Origin of the sequence: Streptomyces sp. NBC_00878, assembly GCF_026341515.1 — a bacterium.
GTDB lineage: Bacteria > Actinomycetota > Actinomycetes > Streptomycetales > Streptomycetaceae > Streptomyces.
In genome coordinates this window covers 189602-212658 of record NZ_JAPEOK010000001.1, presented here as the reverse complement: position 1 = coordinate 212658, position 23057 = coordinate 189602, and the positions used below count along the sequence as shown (strand labels likewise).

The 23057-nt window shown below is 75.1% G+C and carries 2 protein-coding genes; both read left to right on the top strand.

The features are described from left to right. Position 1: 1 nt before the first annotated feature. Positions 2-10828 (top strand): type I polyketide synthase, encoded by a 10827-nt coding sequence (locus tag OHA11_RS00670; RefSeq protein ID WP_266490876.1) that lies wholly within the window; start codon positions 2-4, stop codon positions 10826-10828. A 103-nt stretch (positions 10829-10931) separates the two neighbouring features. After that, positions 10932-23054 (top strand): type I polyketide synthase, encoded by a 12123-nt coding sequence (locus OHA11_RS00665; protein WP_266490875.1) that lies wholly within the window; start codon positions 10932-10934, stop codon positions 23052-23054. Positions 23055-23057 lie beyond the last annotated feature (3 nt).

Sequence of the window (23057 nt, the reverse complement as noted above, 5' to 3'; positions counted from 1 at the left end):
CATGTCGGAAGCCGAGAGGTTGGTCGACTACCTCAAGCGTGTCACCGCGGAGCTGCACGAGACGCGGGGACGGCTGCACCGGCTGGAGGAAGACGCCCGCGAGCGCCTCGCGATCGTCGGCCTCGCGTGTCGGCTGCCCGGCGGCGCCGACTCGCCGCGTGAGCTGTGGCGACTGCTCGCCGAGGGCCGCGACGCCATCGGACCGGTCCCGGAGCGGCGCGGATGGGACGACTCCTACCCCGGCGGCTTCCTCCCGGACATCGCCTCCTTCGACCCCGCCTTCTTCGGCATCTCGCCGCGCGAAGCCGCCGCCATGGACCCGCAGCAGCGGCTCCTGCTGGAGACCGCCTGGGAGGCCTTCGAGCACGCCGGACTCGACCCCCGCTCCCCGGCCGCCCGGCACACCGGAGTCTTCACCGGGCTCGTCGCCCAGGACTACGGCCCCCGCCTCGACGAGGCCGAGGGCGACGTCGGCGGACACGTCCTGACCGGCACCACCGCCAGCGTCGCCTCCGGCCGCATCGCCTACACCTTTGACTTCGACGGACCGGCCGTTACGGTCGACACCGCCTGCTCCTCCTCCCTGGTCGCCCTGCACCTGGCCGCCCAGTCCCTGCGCCGGGGCGACTGCTCCCTCGCCCTCGTCGGCGGCGTCTGCGTGCTGTCCACCCCCGGGACCTTCCTCAGCTTCCAGCGCCAGGGCGGCCTCGCCGCCGACGGGCGCTGCAAGGCCTTCGGCGCCGGAGCGGACGGCACCGGCTGGTCCGAGGGCGCGGCCCTGATACTCGTCGAGCGGCTCTCCGATGCCCGCCGCAACGGGCACCCGGTGCTGGCCGTCGTACGTGGCACGGCCGTCAACCAGGACGGCGCCTCCAACGGGCTGAGCGCCCCCAGCGGCCCCGCCCAGGAACGCGTCCTGCGCGCCGCCCTCGCCGACGCCGGGATCGGCCCGGCGGACGTCGACGTGGTCGAGGCGCACGGCACCGGCACCCGGCTCGGCGACCCCATCGAGGCCGAGGCGCTGCACGCCGTCTACGGGCAGGACCGTGAACGCCCGCTGTACCTCGGCTCGTTGAAGTCGAACATCGGGCACACCCAGGCCGCCGCCGGAGTCGCCGGGGTCATCAAGACCGTCCTCGCCCTGCGCGAGGGCCTCCTGCCGAAGACCCTGCACGCCGACGAGCCCACCGGCGAGGTCGACTGGTCCTCAGGCGGCATCCGGCTGCTCACCGAGCCACAGCCCTGGCCGGAGGCGGACCGGCCGCGCCGCGCGGGTGTGTCGTCGTTCGGCATCAGCGGTACGAACGCCCACGTCATCGTCGAACAGGCCCCGGCCGATACGACGGTCCCCGGCGCCCCGGACGCCCCCGGGACGCCCGTCTTCACCGCCCCGCCCCTGCTGCCGTTCCCGCTGAGCGCCCGCACTCCGGCCGCGCTCCCCGCCCAGGCCCGCGCCCTCCACCGGCACCTCTCCGAGGCAACCCCGCCCGCCGACCTCGCCTGGACCCTCGCCACCGCCCGCGCCCACCTCCCGCACCGCGCGGTCGCCCTCGCCCCCGACCTGGCGGCCCTGACCCCGCTGCTCGACCAGCTCGCCGACGGCACCGCGCCCGCCGGAACGGTCCACGGCAGCACCCCGGCCGGACCTGCCCGCACCGTGCTCGTCTTCCCCGGCCAGGGCTCGCAGTGGGCCGGGATGGCCGTCGACCTCCTCGACTCCTCCCCGGTCTTCGCCCGCCGCATGGCCGAGTGCGAGGAGGCCCTGTCGGCCTTCGTCGACTGGCGGCTCACCGACGTCCTGCGCGCCGAGGACGCCGCCGGCCTGCTCACCCGCGTCGACGTCGTCCAGCCCGTCCTGTGGGCGGTGATGGTCTCCCTCGCCGAACTGTGGGCCGCCTGCGGAGTCCGCCCCGACGCCGTCGTCGGGCACTCCCAGGGAGAGATCGCGGCGGCCGTCGTCGCCGGGGCACTGTCCTTGGCGGACGGCGCCCGCGTCGCCGCCCTGCGGTCACGGACCCTGACCGCGCTGTCCGGGCGCGGCGGCATGGTCTCCGTCGCCGAACCGGGCGACGCCGTACGCGCCCGCCTCGCCGAATGGCCAGGCCGGATCGACGTCGCCGCCCTCAACGGCCCCGCCGCCACGGTCGTCGCCGGGGACGACGACGCCCTCGACGCACTTCTCGCCGCCTGCGAACGCGACGGAGTCCGCGCCCGCCGAGTCGCCGTCGACTACGCCTCCCACTCCGCCCACGTCACCGCCGTAGAGGACGAACTGCGCACCCTCCTCGCCCCGGTCACCCCGCACCGGGCCACGACCGCCTTCTACTCCACCGTCACGCCGGGCCGCGCCGACACCACCCACCTCGACGCCGGCTACTGGTACCGCAACCTGCGCCACACCGTCCGCTTCGAAGAGGCCACCCACGCCCTCCTCGCCGACGGCCACACCCTCTTCATCGAGGCCAGCCCCCACCCGGTGCTCACCCACGCCCTCCAGGACACCCTGGACACCGCCGAGGCACCCGCCGCCGTGATCGGCACCCTGCGCCGGGACACCGACGGCCCCCGCCGGTTCACCGAGGCGCTCGCCGAAGCCCACGTACACGGCGCCCCCGTCGACTTCACCGCCCTCTTCGCCGGGACCGGCGCCCGCCGCACCGAACTGCCCACCCACGCCTTCCAGCGAACCCGCCACTGGCTGGACCGCCCCGCCCCGGCCCCCGCCGAGGACCCCGCCACCGCCGAACTCTGGCGGACCGTGGACCGCGGCGACACCGAAGCCGTCGGCCGGCAGCTCGGCGTCCCGCACGACGACGGCCTCGACGGAGCCGTCCGCGCCCTCGCGACCTGGCGCACCCGTACCCGCGAGCGCGCCGCCACCGACGCCCTGCGGTACATGGTCACTTGGAAGCCCGCCCCGCTCACCGCCGGTCCGCTCACCGGCACCTGGGTCCTCCTCGCACCCGAGGACTGCGCCGCCGCCGACTGGACCGCCGAGGTCCTCACCGCACACGGCGCCCTCGAAGTACGCCGCCCGACGGTGCCCCAGGACGCCGACGCCGCTCTCTTCGCGGACGCGACCGGCGTCGTCTCCCTCCTCGCCCTCGACACCCGCCCTCACCCCGATCACCCCACGGTCCCCATCGGCACCGTCACCACCCTCACCGCCGTCCAGGCTCTGCGTACCCTGAACACGGACGCCCCCCTGTGGACCCTCACCCAGGGCGCCGTCGCCACCGCCGACACCGAGGGCGCCGTACCCGAACAGGCCCAGGTGTGGGGCCTTGGCCGGGTCGCCGGGCTGGAGTGGGCCGACGGGTGGGGCGGGCTCGTCGACCTGCCCCGCGACCTGGACGCCCGTACCGCCGCCGCCCTGGCCGCCGTCCTCGCCGCCCCCGGCGACGAACAGGAGTGGGCCCTGCGCGCCACCGGCCCGCTGGTCCGGCGGCTGACCCGCACCCCTCGCCCCACCGGCACCGCCTGGTCCCCCCGGGGCACCGTCCTGGTCACCGGCGGCACCGGAGCCCTCGGCGCCCGCGTCGCCCGCAGACTCGCGAGCGACGGTGCCCAGCACCTCGTCCTCACCAGCCGACGCGGCCCCGAAGCGCCCGGAGCGGCTGACCTCGCCGCCGAACTGCGGGCCCTGGGCGCCGAGGTGACGATCGCCGCCTGCGACGCGGGCGACCGGGACGCCCTCGCCGCCGTCATCGCCGAGCACCCGCCCCACGCGGTCGTGCACACCGCCGGTGTCACCGCCCTGACCCGGCTCGACGACACCACACCCGACGGCCTGACCGAGGCCGCCGCGGGCAAGACCGACGGCGCCCGCCACCTCGACGAGCTGACCGCGCACCTGGACCTGGATGCCTTCGTCCTGTTCTCCTCCGGCGCCGCCGTCTGGGGCGGCGCCCGCCAGGCCGCCTACGCGGCCGCCAACGCCCACCTCGACGCCCTCGCCGCCGACCGCCGCGCGCGGGGTCTCACCGCCACGTCCGTCGCCTGGGGCAGCTGGGCGGGCGGCGGCATGGTCGACGCCGTCGCCCAGCGCCTCTTCGACCGGGTCGGCCTGCGGAGCATGGACCCGGACACCGCCCTCACCGCCCTCTTCGACGCGGTCGGCGCCGACGAGACCACCCTCACCGTCACCGCCATGGACTGGCCGACGTTCGCCGCCGGTTACTCGGCGGCCCGCCGACGCCCCCTCCTCGACGACATCCCCGAAACCGCCCAGGTCCCGGCCCCGGCACCGTCCCAGGCCTCGGCCGACGGCCCTACGCTCGCCGAGAAGCTGGCACCCCTCACCGACCGCGACCGTGACCGGCACCTCCTCGACCTCGTGCGCACCGCCGCTGCCGCCGCCCTCGGCCACCCCGACCTCCACGCGGTCACTGCCACCGGCGCCTTCCGCGACCTCGGCCTCGACTCCGTCACCGCCGTCGACCTGCGCAACCGGCTCGCCACCGCCACCGGCCTGACCCTGCCCAGCACCCTCGCCTTCGACCACCCCACCCCGGCCGCCGTCGCCACCGCCCTCCGCACCCACCTGCTCGCCACCACTCCGCCCGCCCCGGCCTCCGAGACCCGTGCCGCCCGTCCGGACCCGGGCGACGACGACCTCGTCGCCGTCGTCGGCATGGCCTGCCGCTTCCCCGGCGGCGTCGAAAACCCCGAGGACCTGTGGCGGCTGGTCGCCGAAGGCCGCGACGGAATCGGCGCCTTCCCCACCGACCGGGGCTGGCCCGCCGCTCTCGACGTCGCCACATCGAGGGGAGGCTTCCTGCCCGGCCTCGCCGACTTCGACGCAGCGTTCTTCGGCATCTCCCCGCGAGAGGCCCTCGCCATGGACCCCCAGCAGCGGCTGCTCCTGGAGACCTCCTGGGAGGCCCTCGAACGCAGCGGCATCGACCCGCTCGCCCTGCGCGGCTCCCGCACCGGCGTCTACGTCGGCGCGGGCAACTTCGACTACGCCTCCCTCGCCCTCACCACCGAGGAGGGCAAGGACTACGCCCTGACCGGCTCGGTCGGCAGCGTCGCCTCCGGCCGGATCTCCTACGTCCTCGGCCTGGAGGGACCGGCGGTCACCTTCGACACCGCCTGCTCCTCCTCCCTGGTCGCCCTGCACAGCGCGGTCCGCGCGCTGGGCGAGGGCGAATGCGATCTGGCCCTCGTGGGCGGCGCCGCCGTCATGGCCACCACGACCGCCTTCGAGTCCTTCACCCGCCAGGGCGGCCTCGCCGCCGACGGCCGCTGCAAGTCCTTCGCCGACGCCGCCGACGGCACCGGCTGGGGCGAGGGCGTCGGCGTCCTCGTCGTCGAGCGGCTGTCGGCGGCCCGGCGTAACGGACACCGTGTGCTGGCCGTCGTACGAGGCTCCGCGATCAACCAGGACGGCGCCTCCAACGGCCTCACCGCGCCCAACGGCCCCGCCCAGCAGCGCGTCATCAGCCGGGCCCTCGCCAACGCGGGCCTCGCCCCCGACGAGGTCGACGCGGTCGAAGCCCACGGGACGGGCACCCGGCTCGGCGACCCGATCGAGGCCCAGGCGGTCCTGGCCGCCTACGGGCAGGACCGTGAACACCCGCTGTATCTCGGCTCGTTGAAGTCGAACATCGGGCACACCCAGGCCGCCGCCGGGGTCGCCGGGGTCATCAAGACCGTCCTCGCCCTGCGCGAGGGTGTCCTGCCGAAGACCCTGCACATCGACGAGCCGAGCAGCCAGGTCGACTGGGCCTCCGGCGCCGTCACGCTCCTGACCGAGCGGCAGCCCTGGCCCGAGACCGGCCGACCGCGCCGTGCGGCCGTCTCGGCGTTCGGCATCAGCGGCACCAACGCCCACGTCATCCTGGAGCAGGCCCCCGCATCCGACGCGGAGCCCGAGGCCACCCGCACGCTCCCCGCCGTACCGGTCCTGCTGTCGGCCCGCAGCGCCCCCGCCCTGCGGGCGCAGGCCGCCCGGCTGCGCGCCGCCCTCGACGCCCGCGACGCGCCCGCCCTGCCCGACCTCGGCCTGACCCTCGCCGCCCACCGCGCCGCCCTCGACCACCGCGCCGCCCTCCTCACCACCGACCCCGCGCACTTGCGCGCCGCCCTCGACACCCTGGCCACTGCCACGGACACCGTGACCACCGCCACGGACGGGGGACTCGCGGTGGTGTTCTCGGGTCAGGGGTCGCAACGGGTGGGGATGGGGCGGGAGTTGTACGAGGCGTACGGGGTGTTCGCCGCCGCGTTCGATGAAGTGTGCGCCGCTTTTGAGGGGTTGGCGCTGAGGGAGGCGGTGTTCGACGGCACGGCTGAGGAGTTGGCGGAGACCGGTCTCGCCCAGCCCGCGTTGTTCGCGGTCGAGGTCGCGCTGTACCGGCTGCTGGAGTCCTGGGGAGTGCGTCCCGACGTCGTACTCGGGCATTCCCTGGGCGAGTTGGTGGCCGCTCATGTCGCCGGCGTCTGGTCCCTGGCGGATGCCTGCCGGGTTGTGACGGCGCGCGGTCGGCTGATGCAGGCCCTGCCGTCCGGTGGAGTGATGTGGGCCGTGGAGGCGGAGGAGTCCGAGTTGTCGGAGACCCCCGGTGTCTGGCTCGCGGCTGTCAACGGGCCCCGTGCGCTGGTGCTTTCCGGTGAGGAGGTCGCCGTCAAGGAGGTCGCGGACGGGTTCGCGGCTCAGGGCCGCCGGGTGAAGCAGCTCAAGGTGAGCCACGCGTTCCACTCGGGACTGATGGACCCGATACTGGACGACTTCGCCCAAGTGCTCGCCGGGGTGTCCTTCGCGGCGCCGTTGATCCCGGTCGTCTCGAACGTCACGGGTGACGTGGCGGGGGAGGAGCTGGCCACCCCCGAGTACTGGGTACGGCACGTCCGCGCCGCGGTCCGGTTCGCCGACGGGGTCCGGGCCGTCCGGGCACAGGACATCGGGACCGTCCTCGAACTGGGGCCCGACGGCTCGCTGTTGGCGCTCGTGCAGGAGACCGAGCCGGGGCTGGCGGCGGTGCCCGTGCTGCGCCGGGACCGCAGCGAGCCGGAGGCGCTGCTGGGCGCGCTGGGGGAGGCGTACGTCCAGGGCGTGGCCGTGGACTGGCGCGCGGTGTTCGCCGGTACGGGCGCCCGCCGGGCCGATCTGCCCACGTATGCCTTTCAGCACCGCCGCTACTGGCCCGCCCACGCCGAAATACCGGCCGGGGCGCTGGCGGCGGCCGGGGTCGGTGCCGTCGACCACCCGCTGCTGCGCACCTGGATCACCTCGCCCGACGGTGGCGCGGTGATCGCCACCGGGCGGATCTCGCGGGCCACGCACCCCTGGATCGCCGACCACGGAGTGCTGGGCACCGCCCTGCTGCCCGGCACCGGCTTCGTCGACCTCGTCTGCTGGGCCGGTGAGCGGCTGGGCTGCCCGGAGCTGGCCGAGCTGACCCTCGCCACCCCGCTTGCCCTCACCGCCGAGGCGGCGGCCGACCTCCGGCTCACCGTGGCCGAGCCGGACGAGGACGGGCGGCGCGCGGTCGCCGTGTACTCCCGCGCGGTCGCCGACGACGACACCCTGCCCTGGACCCGGTACGCGGAGGGCTTACTCGTCCCGGCCGACGACAGCGCCGGAGAGGTTTTTGACCGGCCGGAGAGCGGCGTCGAGTCCGTGTCGCTCGACGGTTTCTACCCCGGTCTGATCGACGCCGGGTTCGACTACGGGCCCGCCTTCCAGGGGCTGCGAACGGTGCTGCGGGCCCCGGACGGCACCCTGTACGCCGAGGCGGAGCTGCCGGAGGACGAGCGGCCCGCCGCGAACCGGTTCGCCCTGCACCCGGCGCTGCTGGACGCCGTCCTGCACGCCCTCGGCGTCGACCTGCCACCGGGTGGCGCACCCCGGCTGCCGTTCGCCTGGACCGGGGTACGTATCCACGCGGCCGGAGCCGACGCCGTGCACGCCCGGATCACCCGGGCCGCCGACGGGACGGTCGCGCTGACCGCCGTGGACGCGGCGGGCGCGCCGGTGGTCACCGTGCGCGGTCTCGTCCTGCGCGAGACGAGCCCCGAGCGGCTGCCCGCGCCGACCGGCGCCGACGAGGACGTGTTGTACCGGGTGGGCTGGGCCGCGCTGGCCGTACCCGAGGGAGTGCCCCAGAAGACGGCCGATGTCGTGGTCGCCGAGTGCCCCGACGGCGATCTCGGCACTGTCACCGGGCGCGTCCTGGAACTGCTCCAGGAGTGGCTTGCCGACGAGCGAGCCACCGACGCACCGCTGCTGTTCGTGACCCGGCGGGCCGCCACCGTCCCGGCCGCCGGGCTGCTGACCGAGTCCGCCCCCGCCGCGCCGGACGCCGCGCACGCCGCTGCCGCCGGGCTGGTGCGCGCGGCGCAGGCCGAGCACCCGGGCCGGATCGTGCTCGTGGACGCGGATGCCGGGGAGCTGCCGGTCGACGCGCTGCTGGCGGTCGGTGAACCCGATCTGGCGGTTCGTCAGGGCAGCCTGTACGGACGCCGGTTGGAGCGGGTCGTCCGCGTGGAGGCGCTGGAGACCCCGGCCGGGCGGTGGCGGCTGGACTGTGTCCCGCGTGGCTCGTTCGGTGACCTCGCGCTCGTCCCCGACCCGCAGACCGGGCATGAACTGGCCCCGGGCGAGGTGCGGATCGCTGTACGGGCCGCCGGCGTCAACTTCCGGGACACTCTCATCGCCCTCGACCTGTACCCGGGCGCGGCCGACCTCGGCATAGAGGGCGCCGGAGTGGTTCTGGAGACCGGCCCCGGCGTCACCCGCTTCGCACCCGGCGACCGGGTGACCGGCATGCTCGACGGCGCCTTCGCCCCCCAAGCGGTCACCGAAGAGCGGCTCTTGACCCCGGTGCCGGCCGGCTGGAGTCTCGCCCAGGCCGCCGCCGCGCCGGTCGTCCACCTCACCGCGTACTACGGGCTGGTCGATCTGGGCCGACTGCGGTCCGGGCAGCGGGTGTTGGTCCACGCCGGGGCGGGCGGGGTCGGTACGGCCGCCGTCCAGCTGGCCCGGCATCTGGGTGCGGAGGTATTCGCGACCGCTTCACGCGGCAAGTGGGACGCGCTGCGCGCCGCCGGACTCGACGACGCCCACATCGCCGACTCCCGCACCCTCGACTTCCACGACACCTTCCTCACCGCCACCGACGGCGCCGGCATGGACGTCGTACTCAACTGCCTGACAGGCGAGTTCACCGACGCCTCCCTCCGACTCCTCCCACACGGCGGACAGTTCGTGGAGATCGGCAAGACCGATCTGCGCGACCCCGGCCAAGTGGCCACCGAGCACCCGGGCGTCGTCTACCGGGCCTTCGACCTGGGGGACGCGGGCCCCGACCGCATCCGCGAGATCCTTGACCACCTGCACCCTCTGTTCACGGCTGGCGAACTCACCCCGCCCCCGGTCATCGCCTGGGACGTCCGGCAGGCTCCGGAGGCCTTCCGAGCCGTCGCGCAAGCCCGCCTGGTCGGCAAGGCCGTCCTCACCCTGCCAGCCGCCCCGGACCCCGCCCCGGACCCCGCCCCCGACCCCGCCCTGGACACCGTCCTGGTCACCGGCGGCACCGGCACCCTCGGCGCTCACGTCGCCCGCCACCTCGTCCAACGGCACGGAGTACGGCGGCTCGTGCTGACCTCGCGCTCCGGAACCGCCGCCGGGGGCGCCGCGGAGCTGCTGGCCGAGCTGACCGCCGCCGGTGCCGAGGTCCGCGTCGCCGCCTGCGACACCGGGGACCGGGACGCCGTGGCCGCCCTGCTGGACGGGATCGACGGGCTCACCGGCGTCGTCCACTGCGCGGGCGTCACCGACGACGGGGTCCTCACCGCCCTCACGCCCGAGCGGATCGACGGCGTCCTGCATGCCAAGGCGTACGGCGCCCGCCATCTGCACGAGCTGACGGCAGACCTCGACCTGGCGTTCTTCGCCCTGTTCTCCTCCGCGTCCGCCACTTTCGGCGCCGCCGGACAGGCCAACTACTGCGCCGCCAACGCCGCTCTGGACGCGCTCGCCGCCGAACGCGCCGGTGAGGGCAGGCCCGCCACGGCCATCGCCTGGGGCCTGTGGGAGGAGGCCAGCGGGATGACGGCCGCCCTCGGCGAGCGGGACCGCGAACGGCTGCGTCGCACCGGCACCCGGCCGCTGACCACCGCCCAAGGGCTCGCACTGTTCGACGCCGCGCTCGCCGGGCCCGAACCGGCGGTCACCGCCGCCCCGTTGGACCTGCCAGCGCTGCGCGCCCGTCACCGCGAGCAGCCCGCCCCCGCACTGCTCACCGCGCTCCTCGGGCAGCCCCCACGCCGGGCCGCGTCCCGCCGTACCGCCGACACCGGCGATCTGCGCACGACCCTCGCCGCGCTGCCCGCCGAAGAACAGTCGGCGCGGCTGCTCGCGCTCGTCGTCGACCGCACCGCCCAGGTCCTCGGGCACGCCCACGCCGGTGACATCGACCCCGAACAGGCCTTCAAGGACCAGGGCTTCGACTCCCTGACCGCCGTCGAGCTGCGCAACCGGCTCACGGCGGCCACCGGACTCACCGTCCCCGCCACCCTGGTCTTCGACCACCCCTCACCGATGGCACTCGCCGAGCATCTGCTGCGGCTGCTGCTGCCCGCCGGGACCGACCCGGCCGAGCGACTGCGCCGCGACCTCGACCGGCTGGAGACGGCCGCCGAGGCGCTCACCCCCGACGACCCGGCCCACACCGAGACCGCCCAGCGACTGCGCCGCATCCTCACCCGGCTCACCGCGACCACCGCCGACAGGGACGGGGACGGGCACGGGACGGCTCTGAACGAGGCCGGCGCCGACGAACTCCTCGCCTTCATCGACAACGAGTTCGGCGACCTCACCTGACCGGCACCCCGACCCCCGGCCCCGGCCCCGACCCCCGGCCTCGACCCTCGACCCCCGGCCCCGACCCCCTGCCCCTGTACCGAAGCGGCCCATCGGAGAACCCGTGGCGAACGACGAGAAGGTTGTTGACTACCTCAAGCGGGTGACCGCCGACCTCCAGCGCACCCGCAACCGGCTGAGCGAACTGGAGTCAGACCGCCAGGAACCGGTGGCCGTCGTGGCGATGGCCTGCCGCTTCCCCGGCGGGGCCGACACCCCCGAGGCTCTGTGGGACCTGGTGCGCGAAGGCCGGGACGCCATCGGCCCGTTCCCGGAGGACCGTGGCTGGCACACCCGCGCCCTCGCCGACGCCGGAGTCCGCCTCGAAGGCGGATTCCTCTACGACGCCGGCGAGTTCGACGCCTCGTTCTTCGGGATCTCCCCGCGCGAGGCCCTCGCCATGGACCCCCAGCAGCGGCTGCTCCTGGAGACCTCCTGGGAGGCCGTCGAGCGCGCCGGACTCGATCCGGCGGACCTCAAGGGCACCGACGGCGGGGTGTTCGTCGGCCTGACCGACCAGAAGTACGGTCCGCACGGCGAGGTCGCTCTCGGCGAGGTACGCGGCCATATCCTCACCGGCACCACCAGCAGCGTCGCCTCCGGCCGCCTCTCCTACCACTACGGCCTGGAGGGCCCCGCCCTCACCGTCGACACCGCCTGCTCGTCCTCCCTGGTCGCCCTGCACCTCGCCACCCGCGCGCTGCGCGCCCACGAGTGCTCCTTCGCGCTGGTCGGCGGCGCCGCGGTGATGGCCGCGCCGGGACTGTACGAGGAGTTCCTTCTCCAGGGCGGCCTCGCGGGCGACGGACGTTGCAAGTCGTTCGCCGACACCGCCGACGGAACCGGCTGGGGCGAGGGCGCCGGAGTGCTGGTGCTGGTCCGGCTCTCCGACGCCGTACGCGAGGGTCGGCCCGTCCTCGCCGTGATCCGGGGCAGCGCCGTCAATCAGGACGGCGCCTCCAACGGCCTCACCGCGCCCAACGGCCCCGCCCAGGAACGCGTCATCCGCGCCGCCCTCACCGACGCGGGGCTCAGCCCCGGTCAGATCGACGCCGTCGAGGCGCACGGGACGGGCACGAGGCTCGGCGACCCCGTGGAGGCGCAGGCGCTGCTCGCGACCTACGGGCAGGACCGTGAACACCCGCTGTATCTCGGTTCGTTGAAGTCCAACATCGGGCACACGCAGGCCGTGTCGGGCATCGGCGGCGTCATCAAGACCGTCATGGCACTGCGGGCCGGTGTCCTCGCGAAGACCCTGCACCTGGAGACTCCGACCACCGAGGTCGACTGGAGTACCGGTGCCGTCGAACTGCTGGCCGAGAACCAGCCCTGGCCCGAGACCGGCCGTCCGCGCCGCGCGGGCGTGTCGTCGTTCGGCATCAGCGGGACCAACGCTCACGTCATCCTCGAACAGGCCCCGGACGCCGAACAGGTCCCGGACGCCGAACAGGTCCCCGCCCCCGAGACGGACGGCCGCCCCACCGCGCTCCTGCTGTCCGCCCGCACCCCCGAAGCCCTCCGCGACCACGCCGCCCTCCTCCGCGACCACGCCCCCGCCACGCCCGCCCTGGCCCGCGCTCTCGCCCCGGCCGCCGCCCGTTTCCCGCACCGCGCCGCCGTCACCGCCACCACGCCCGAAGAGCTGCACGCCGGCCTCGACGCCCTCGCCCAGGGCCGCCCGCACGCCCACGCCGTACGCGGCACGGCCCGCCCGCACGGCAAACTCGCCTTCCTCTTCACGGGCCAGGGCGCCCAACGCGCCCGCATGGGCCGCGAGTTGTACGCCGCCCACACCGTGTTCGCCGAGGCCTTCGACGCCGTACGCGCCCGCCTCGACCCGCTGCTGGAGCGGCCCCTGGCCGAGGCGCTGGAATCCGACGAACTGCTCGGGCGCACCGCCCACACGCAGACCGCCCTGTTCGCCGTGGAGGTCGCGCTCTTCCGGCTCCTGGAGCACTGGGGGATCGCCCCCGATCTGCTGCTCGGCCACTCCGTCGGCGAACTCGCCGCCGCGCACACCGCCGGGGTGCTCTCCCTCGACGACTCCTGCACCCTGGTCGCCGCCCGCGCCACGCTCATGCAGGCGCTGCCCGAGGGCGGCGCGATGCTCGCCGTCGAGATGCCCGAGGACGAGGTGCCCGAGCTGCTGGAGGCGGCCGGGACCGGCGGACAGCTCGCCGTGGCCGCCGTCAACGGGCCGCGTGCCACCGTCCTTTCGGGCCCCGCGACCGCCATCGACGCGACCGCCGCCCTGTGCGCGGAACGCGGGCTGCGCATCCGCCGCCTCAAGGTCAGCCACGCCTTCCACTCGCCGCTCATGGAACCGATGCTGGCCGAGTTCCGGCGGATCGCCGAGGGGCTCACCTACCATGCCCCGGCGATCCCCGTCGTCTCCAACGTCTCCGGAGAACTGGCGGGGGAGGAGCTGCGGACCGCCGAGTACTGGGTACGGCACGTCCGGGAGGCCGTCCGCTTCCACGACGGGGTGCGCGCCCTCGCCGCCGAGGGCGTCACCGCCTGCCTGGAGATCGGGCCCGGCGGCGCGCTCAGCGTCCTGGCCCGCGACTGCCTGCCCGAGGGCGGCCCGGTCTGCGTGCCCGCGCTGCCCCGCGACCACGCCGAACCGACCGCCCTGCTCACCGCCCTCGCCGGCCTCCACATCCAGGGCGCCCCCGTCGACTGGGTCGCCGTCCTCGGCACCGGCACCGACCCGTACCTCAGGGCCACCCTGCCCACCTATCCCTTCCAGCGCGAGCACTACTGGCTGCCCGCCACCCCGGGCTCCGCGAGCCTGCTGCCCGCCGCCCCCCTCCTCAACGCGCCCCGCCCGGCCGCCTCACGCGTCCAAGGAGCCGATCTCGACCTCGTGCGCGGCGCCGCCGCGGCCGTCCTCGGACACGCGGGCGCCGACGCCGTACCGGCCGACCGCTCCTTCGACGAGCTGGGCTTCGACTCCCTGTCCGCCGTCCGCTTCCGCGACCTCCTCGCCGAGGAGACCGGGCGCGCCCTGCCCGCCACCCTGGTCTTCGACCACCCCACCCCGGAAGCCGTCCTCGCCTTCCTCAACGGCGACGCGGACGCACTGCCCGCCGTCACCCGCGCCACACTCCTCGACGAGCCCCTCGCCGTCGTCGGCATGGCCTGCCGCTTCCCCGGCGGCGTCACCGGACCCGAGTCGCTGTGGCGGCTGGTCACCGACGGCGTCGACGGCATCACCCCCTTCCCCCGCGACCGCGGCTGGGACACCGCCGCCCTGCGCCGCATCGACGCGGGTGCCCCGACAGTGGGCGGATTCCTGCACGACGCGGCCGAGTTCGACGCCGGGTTCTTCGGAATCTCCCCGCGCGAGGCCCTCGCCATGGACCCCCAGCAGCGCCAACTCCTGGAGACCACCTGGGAGGCCCTGGAGAGCGCCGGGCTCGATCCGGCCGCCCTGCGCGGCTCCCGAACCGGTGTCTTCTCCGGCACCGCGGGCTCCGACTACGCCGGGGTGCTGGCCGCGTCCCCCGAGACCGAGGGCCACGTCATGACCGGCACGGCCGGCAGCGTCGTCTCCGGCCGGGTCTCCTACCTCCTCGGCCTGGAGGGCCCCGCCCTCTCCGTCGACACCGCCTGCTCGTCGTCGCTCGTCGCCCTGCACCTCGCCGGGCAGGCACTGCGCGCGGGGGAGTGCGACCTGGCGCTCGCGGGCGGTGTCACCGTCATGAACACCATGGGCGGCTTCCTGGAGTTCGCCCGCCAGGGCGGCCTCGCCTCCGACGGCCGCTGCAAGGCCTTCTCCGACGACGCCGACGGCACCGGCTGGGGCGAGGGCGTCGGCGTCCTCGTCGTCGAACGCCTCTCCGACGCCCGCCGCAACGGGCACCCGGTGCTGGCCGTGGTCCGGGGCTCCGCGATCAACCAGGACGGCGCCTCCAACGGGCTCACCGCCCCCAGCGGTCCCGCTCAGCAGCGCGTCATCGCCCAGGCCCTCGCCAACGCCGGCCTCAGGCCCGACGAGGTCGACGCCGTCGAGGCCCACGGCACCGGCACCCGGCTCGGCGACCCGATCGAGGCCCAGGCCGTGCTCGCGACCTACGGGCAGGAGCGCGAACACCCGCTGTATCTCGGCTCGTTGAAGTCCAACATCGGGCACACCATGGCGGCGGCCGGAGTCGGCGGCGTCATCAAGACCGTCCTCGCCCTGCGCGCGGGCGTCCTGCCCCGCACACTCCACGCCGACCGGCCCACCCGGCAGGTCGACTGGACCACCGGCTCCGTCGAACTACTTGCCGAGAACCAGCCCTGGCCCGAGACCGGCCGACCGCGCCGCGCGGGCGTCTCCTCCTTCGGCATGAGCGGCACCAACGCCCACGTCATCCTCGAACAGGCCCCCGAAGCACCCCCCGCCGAGATCCCCGCCGACACCCCCGCCGAGACCCCGGACGAGGAACCGGCCCCGCGCCCCTGGCTGCTGTCCGCCCGCACCCCCGAGGCCCTGCGCGCCCAGGCCGCCCGCCTCGCCGACCACCTCGACACCAGCCCCGGCACCGCGACCGACGTCGGCCGGGCCCTGCTGTCGAGCCGTACCCTCTTCGAACACCGCGCCGTCGCCGTCGGCCGCGACCGCGCCGAACTCCTCGCCGCCGTACGCGCCTTGGCCGACGGCACCGCCACCGCCCCGGCCGTCACCACGGGTTGTGCCCAGCCGACCGGGCGCGGACCGGTGTTCGTGTTCCCGGGTCAGGGGTCGCAGTGGACGGGGATGGCGCTTGAACTCCTCGACTCCTCCCCGGTGTTCGCGGCACGGATGGCCGAGTGTGAGCGGGCGCTGTCGGCGTACGTCGACTGGTCGCTGAAGGACGTCCTGCACGGCGAGTTGGAGCGGGTCGACGTAGTCCAGCCCGTGTTGTGGGCCGTGATGGTGTCGCTCGCCGAGGTCTGGCGGTCCTACGGGGTCGAACCGGCCGCCGTCGTCGGGCACTCGCAGGGGGAGATCGCGGCGGCCGTCGTCGCGGGCGCGCTGACCCTGCGGGACGGCGCACGCGTGGTCGCCCTGCGCTCGCAGGCCATCCTCGCGCTCTCCGGACGGGGTGCCATGGTCTCCGTCCAGATGTCCGCCGACGAGACGCGGGCCCTGAAGGCCGTGGCCGACGGGCGCGTCGACATCGCCGCCGTCAACGGGCCCTCGTCGGTGGTCGTCGCGGGTGCCCCCGCCGACACGGAGGAGCTGCTCGCCGAGGTCACCGCGTGCGGTGGACGGGCCCGCAGGGTGGACGTGGACTACGCCTCCCACTCGGCGCACGTCGAGGAGATCCGGGACGCGGTCGTCTCCGCGCTGCACGGGATCACGCCCACGACGGCCACCGTGCCGTTCCACTCCACTGTCGAGGCCGGGCTGTTCGACACGGCCGGACTGGACGCCGAGTACTGGTACCGCAACCTGCGCTCCACCGTCCGCCTCGAACCGACCGTCAGCGGGCTTCTCACGGCGGGACACCACGTCTTCGTCGAGATCAGCCCTCACCCGGTGCTGACCGCCCCGCTCACCGAGACCGCCGAGCACGCCGACGTCGAACCCCTCGTCACCGGCACGCTGCGCCGCGACGAGGGCGGACCGGCCCGGATGCTCGCCTCCCTGGCCGAACTCTGCGTCGGCGGCGTCCCCGTCGACTGGACGCCCGCCTACCCCGAAGGCCCCGCGCGACCGGTCGACCTGCCCACCTACGCCTTCCAGCACACCCGCATCTGGCCACAGACCCTGCCCACGGGCACCGGAACGGCCGACCCGGCGCACGACGACTTCTGGCGGGCCGTCGACGCCCAGGACGCCGGAGCGCTGGCCACCGTGCTCGACCTGCCCGACAGCGGCGCCCTGACGGCCGTCCTGCCCGCGCTCGCCGGCTGGCGGCAGGGCCGACGCGAGCGCGACACCATCGACGCCTGGCGCTACGCCGTCGACTGGCGCCCCCTCACCACCCCGGCCGCCCCCGCCACCCTGCCGGGCACCTGGCTGATCGCCGTGCCGGAGACGACCGCGCTCAGCGAGGTCGCCGGCGCCGTCCGCGAACGCGCCGAGCACGCCGTCGTGTTGAGCGTCTCGCCGTACGACACTCCCGACACCCTCGCCGACCGGATCCGCGAAGCCGCCCCGACCGCCGTGGTCACGCTGACCGGCGCCGACACGACCCCGCACCCGGCGAGCCCCGACGTCCCGACCGGCCTCGCCACCACGCTCGCCCTCTTCCAGGGGCTCGTGAGAGCAGGCGTCACCGCGCCCCTGTGGTGCCTCACCCAGGGCGCCCAGGGCACCGCCGACGACGCCGGGCCCGCCGACCCTGCGCAGGCCGCCGTATGGGCGCTCGGCCGCTGCGCCGCCGTCGAACTGCCCCACCAGTGGGGCGGGTTGATCGACCTGCCGACCGCCCTCGACGCGGCCACCGTCGACCAGCTCCTCACCGTCCTCGCCGGAGTCGACGGTGAGGACCAGGTCGCCCTGCGCCCCGCCGGCGTCCTCGCCCGCCGCCTGGTCCACACCGGGCCGCCCGCCCACCCCAACCCCGGCTGGCGCCCGAACGGCACCGTCCTGGTCACCGGCGGCACCGGCGCCCTCGGTACGCACATCGCCCGCTGGCTCGCGGAGGACGGCGCCGAGCACCTGATCCTGCTCAGCCGCCGGGGGCCCGAGGCGCCGGGTGCCACCGAACTCGCCGCCGAACTGGAGGAGTCGGGCACGAAGGTCACCCTCGTCGCCTGCGACACCGCCGACCGGGCCGCCGTCGCCGCCACCCTGGACGACCTCCAACGCGACGGCGACCTGATCCGGGCCGTCGTCCACGCGGCCGGAGTCGGCGTCGGCGGACCCGTCGCCGAGGCGCCGTTCGAGGACCTCACCGCCGTGCTGGCCGCCAAGGTCACCGGCATCGACAACGTCGAAGCCGCCCTCGATCCGGCCCAGTTGGACGCCGTCGTCTACTTCTCCTCCGTCACCGCCGTCTGGGGCGCCGCCGACCACGGCGTCTACGCCGCGGGCAACGCTGTCCTCGACGCCCGCGCCGAGCGTCGCAGCGCCGACGGCGTCCCCACGCTCTCCGTCGCCTGGGGTCCCTGGGCGGGTGGCGGCATGGTCTCCGACACCATCTACGACCAGCTGCGGCTGACCGGCCTGCCCGTCATCGAGCCCGAGACGGCCGTCGCCGGACTGCGCACCGTCCTCGCCGACGGTGATGTCTCCGTGCTCCTCGCCGACGTCGACTGGCCCCGCTTCGCCGAGGTCTTCACCACCAGCCGCCCCAGCCACCTCCTCGACGAACTCCCCGAGGCCCGCCCGCGGTCCGAGGACGAGCAGCCCGCCGGAGCCGCCGCCCCCGCCTCCGAACTGGCCCGCACCCTCGCCGGACTCGACCAGGGCGCCCGTACCCGCGCCCTGCGCGACCTCGTCCGCGAACACGCCGCCGGAGTCCTCGGCCACGCGGGCGCGGACGCCGTCGACCCCAAACGGGCCTTCCGCGACCTCGGCTTCGACTCCCTGACCGCTGTCGACCTGCGCAACCGGCTCGCCACCGCGACCGGCGTCCGGCTGCCCTCCACGCTCGTCTTCGACCAGCCCACCGCGACCGCCCTCGCCGCCTACCTCGGCGAGAGGCTCTTCGGTGCCCAGGACCGCCCGGCGGCCCCAGTCGTGGTCCGCGCCGCCGACCGCGACGAACCCATCGCCGTCGTCGCCATGAGCTGCCGCTTCCCCGGCGGCATCGGCTCCCCCGAGGAGCTGTGGCGGGCGGTCACCGAGGGCGCCGACCTCGTCAGCGGCTTCCCCGCCGACCGGGGCTGGCCCCTGCACCGGCTGTACGACCCCGACGAGGCCACCGCCGACTCCAGCTACGTCGACCAGGGCGGCTTCCTGCACGACGCGGCCCTCTTCGACGCCGGATTCTTCGGGATCTCGCCGCGCGAGGCCCTCTCCATGGACCCCCAGCAGCGACTCCTCCTGGAGACCTCCTGGGAGGCCCTGGAGCGCGCCGGGATCGTCCCGACCACCTTGCGCGGCTCCCGCACCGGCGTCTACGTCGGCATCAGCGAACAGGGCCACACCACACGTCTGTTGGACGCCGTCGGCGACGTCGAGGGCTACTTCGCCACCGGCGCCGCTGCCAGTGTCGCTTCCGGCCGCATCTCTTACACCCTCGGCCTCCAGGGCCCGGCGGTCACCGTCGACACCGCCTGCTCCTCCTCCCTGGTCGCGCTGCACCTCGCCGTGCAGGCGCTGCGCGCCGGGGAGTGCGACCTGGCCCTCGCGGGCGGCGCGGCTGTCATGTCCGAACCCTCCTCCTTCGTCGGCTTCAGCCGCCAGCAGGCCCTCGCCCGCGACGGCCGCAGCAAGGCGTTCGCCACCGCCGCAGACGGCTTCGCCCTCGCCGAGGGCGCGGGCATGCTCGTCGTCGAGCGCCTCTCGGACGCCCACCGCAACGGCCACGCGGTGCTGGCCGTCGTACGCGGCAGCGCGATCAACCAGGACGGCGCCTCCAACGGTCTCACCGCGCCCAACGGCCCCTCCCAGCAACGTGTCATCCACGACGCGCTGGCCGGCGCCGGGCTCGCCCCCGACGAGGTCGACGCCGTCGAGGCGCACGGCACCGGAACCAGGCTCGGCGACCCCATCGAGGCCCAGGCGCTCCTGGAGACCTACGGCCAGAACCGCGAACGGCCCTTGCTGCTCGGCTCGTTGAAGTCCAACATCGGCCACACCCAGGCCGCCGCGGGCGTCGGCGGGATCATCAAAACCGTCCTCGCCCTGCGCGAAGGCCTCCTGCCGAAGACCCTGCACATCGACGAGCCCACCCCGGAGGTGGACTGGTCCGCCGGCTCCGTCGAACTGCTCACCGAGAACCAGCCCTGGCCGGAGACGGGACGACCCCGCCGCGCGGGCGTCTCCTCCTTCGGTATCAGCGGGACGAACGCCCACGTCATCCTGGAACAGGCGGAACAGGCGGAACAGGCGGAACAGGGGGAGCAGACGGAGCCGGAGGCCGAGGCCCCAACCGAGCATCCTCCCGCCGGTGTTGTACCGATCGTGCTGTCCGCCTGGGACCACACCGCCCTGCGCGCCCAGGCCGCCCGCCACGCCGAACACCTCACGGTCCACCCACAGTTGACCCCCGGCGACCTGGCCCGCTCCCTCGCCACCACCCGCGCCGTCCTGCCCACCGCCACCGTCCTCGCCGCCACCGACCGGGACGGCCTCCACCAGGCCCTCGCCGCCCTCGCCACCGACGGCCCCACCGTCACCGACACCCCGGCGGACGGGGGGCTCGCGGTGGTGTTCTCGGGTCAGGGGTCGCAACGGGTGGGGATGGGGCGGGAGTTGTACGAGGCGTACGGGGTGTTTGCCGCCGCGTTCGATGAAGTGTGCGCCGCTTTTGAGGGGTTGGCGCTGAGGGAGGCGGTGTTCGACGGCACGGCTGAGGAGTTGGCGGAGACCGGTCTCGCCCAGCCCGCGTTGTTCGCGGTCGAGGTCGCGCTGTACCGGCTGCTGGAGTCCTGGGGAGTGCGTCCCGACGTCGTACTCGGGCATTCCCTGGGCGAGTTGGTGGCCGCTTTCGTCGCGGGGGTGTGGTCGCTGGAGGACGCCTGCCGGGTCGTAGCCGCACGCGGCCGACTCATGCAGGAGTTGCCGTCCGGCGGTGCCATGTGGGCCGTGGAGGCGGAGGAGTCCGAACTGACCGACACCCCCGGTGTCTGGCTCGCGGCTGTCAACGGCCCCCGTGCGTTGGTGCTTTCCGGTGAGGAGGTCGCCGTCAAGGAGGTCGCGGACGGGTTCGCGGCTCAGGGCCGCCGGGTGAAGCAGCTCAAGGTGAGCCACGCGTTCCACTCGGGACTGATGGACCCGATGCTGGACGACTTCGCCCAGGTACTGGGCGACGTGGCGTACGAGGCGCCGGTGATCCCGGTCGTCTCGAACGTCACCGGCGAGATCGCGGGGGAGGAGCTGGCCACCCCCGAGTACTGGGTACGCCACGTCCGCGCCGCCGTCCGCTTCGCCGACGGGGTCAGGACCGTGCGGGACCAGGACGTCACGACCGTCCTCGAACTCGGCCCGGACGGTTCCCTCGTCACCCTCGTCGAGGACACCGCCCCCGGCGTGCTCGCCCTGGGCGCGCTGCGCACCGGGCGGGAGGAGACGCGGAGCCTGGCCGTCGCGCTCGGGCGGCTGCACGTGCGCGGTGTCGTCGTCGACTGGGCGGCGCTGCTGCCCGGAGCCCGCCGCGCCCAGCTGCCGACGTACGCCTTCCAGCACGTGCCGTACTGGCTGGAGACCACCCGCCACGCCGCCGCCCCCGACACCCCCGAGCTGTACGCGCCCGAGTGGCGCCCGGTCGAGCCGCAGAAGCCCGCGACCGGCGCGCACTGGGCGGTCGTCGGGAGGCCCGAAGGGCGGGCCGGGATCCTCGCCGAAGCGCTGGGAGGTACGGCGCACGCGGGGCCCGAATCCGTCGCGGAGGGCGCCGAGTTGATCGTCCTCGCACTGGAGACCGCACCCGGCACTGACGGCCCGGAAGCGGTACGGCGTTCCGCGCACGACGCGCTCGCGCTGCTGCAAGCCGTCCTCACCGACGAGCGGCTCTCGGCGGCTCGTGTCATCACGGTGACCGGCGGGGCCACCACCGGGGGGCCCGCGCGGGCCGCCGCCTGGGGGCTCGCGCTGTCCGCGCAGGCCGAGCACGCCGACCGGCTGCTCCTGATCGACCTCGACGACGACACCGTGGACGCGCCCGAGCTGGCGTCCGCCATCGCCACCGCCCACCAGGGCGGCGAGTCCCAACTCGCCGTCCGCCAGGGCCGGCCGCACGTGCTGCGGCTCACCGTGGCGGACCCGGAACCGGCCGTCGAGGCGCGCGCGTCCGGCACCGTGCTGATCACCGGGGCGACCGGTGAGCTGGGCGCGCTCGTCGCCCGGCATCTGGCGAGCGTCCACGGCATACGGGACCTGCTGCTGGTCAGCCGCAGCGGCGCCACCGCGCCGGGCGCCGACGAACTCGCCACCGACCTCGAACAGGCTGGAGCCCGGCCGGTGTTCGCGGCCTGCGACGCCGGGGACCGGGACGCGCTCGCCGCCCTGATCAACGGCATCCCGGACGACCGTCCGCTGACCGGCGTCGTCCACACGGCCGGGGTCACCGACGACGGTGTCCTCACCTCGCTCACCGCCGAGCGGATCGACACCGTGCTGCGCGCCAAGGCGGACGCGGCCCACCACCTGCACGAGCTGACCCGGGGTCTGGACCTGGACCGGTTCGTCCTGTTCTCCTCGGCCGTCGGCACCCTGGGCGGCGCGGGCCAGGCCAACTACGCGGCGGCCAACGCCGTCCTGGACGCCCTCGCCCGTACCCGCCGCAGTGCCGGACTGCCCGCCACCTCGCTCGCGTGGGGCCTGTGGGGCACCGGCGGCGGTATGGGCGCCCGGATCGGCGAACTCGACCGCAGGCGCATGGCCAAGGCGGGTGTCCTGCCCCTGGACGCCGCACAGGGCCTGAACCTGTTCGACCAGGCGTGGGCGGCCCGGGACGCCGTCCTGCTGCCGATGCGCACCGACCGGACCGCCCTGCGGGCGCGCGCCGAGGCCGGCACACTGCCCGCGGCCCTGCGCGACCTGGTCCCGGCCGGTGCCGCACCGGCCCGTACGGTCGTCGACCCGGTCCCCGGCACCGGGCTCGCCGCCCTCGCCCCGGCGGACCGCTTCCGCGCCCTGCTGGACCTGGTGCGCTCCCGCGCCGCCGCCGTCCTCGACCATCCCTCGGCCGACGGCGTCGACCCGAATCGCGCCTTTCGCGAGGTCGGGTTCGACTCGCTGACCGCGGTGGAGCTGCGTAACACCCTCGCCGCGGCCACCGGGTTGGCGCTGCCCGCCGCCCTGGTCTTCGACCACCCGACCCCCACCGCGCTCGCCGCGGAACTCGACCGGCGGCTCGGCACGGGAACCGAGGCCACCCGGCCCGAACTGCCCGTCCTCCTCGGCCAGTTGGAGTCGGCGTTCGCCGAACTGGACGCGGGCGACCCCGAACGGCCCCGGTTCGCCGCACGGCTGCGGGCCCTGGCCGAGGCCGGGGCGGCCGGTCCGGCACCGGTCGAGGCCGACGTCGACACCCGGCTCGCCGCCGCCTCGGACGACGAGCTCCTGGACTTCATCCGCACCGAACTCGGCAAGGAGTGAACG

What these genes read in the sequence shown, in the direction of transcription:
- OHA11_RS00670 (WP_266490876.1), top strand. Translation starts at nt 2, where the DNA reads ATGTCGGAAGCCGAGAGGTTGGTCGACTACCTCAAGCGTGTCACCGCG.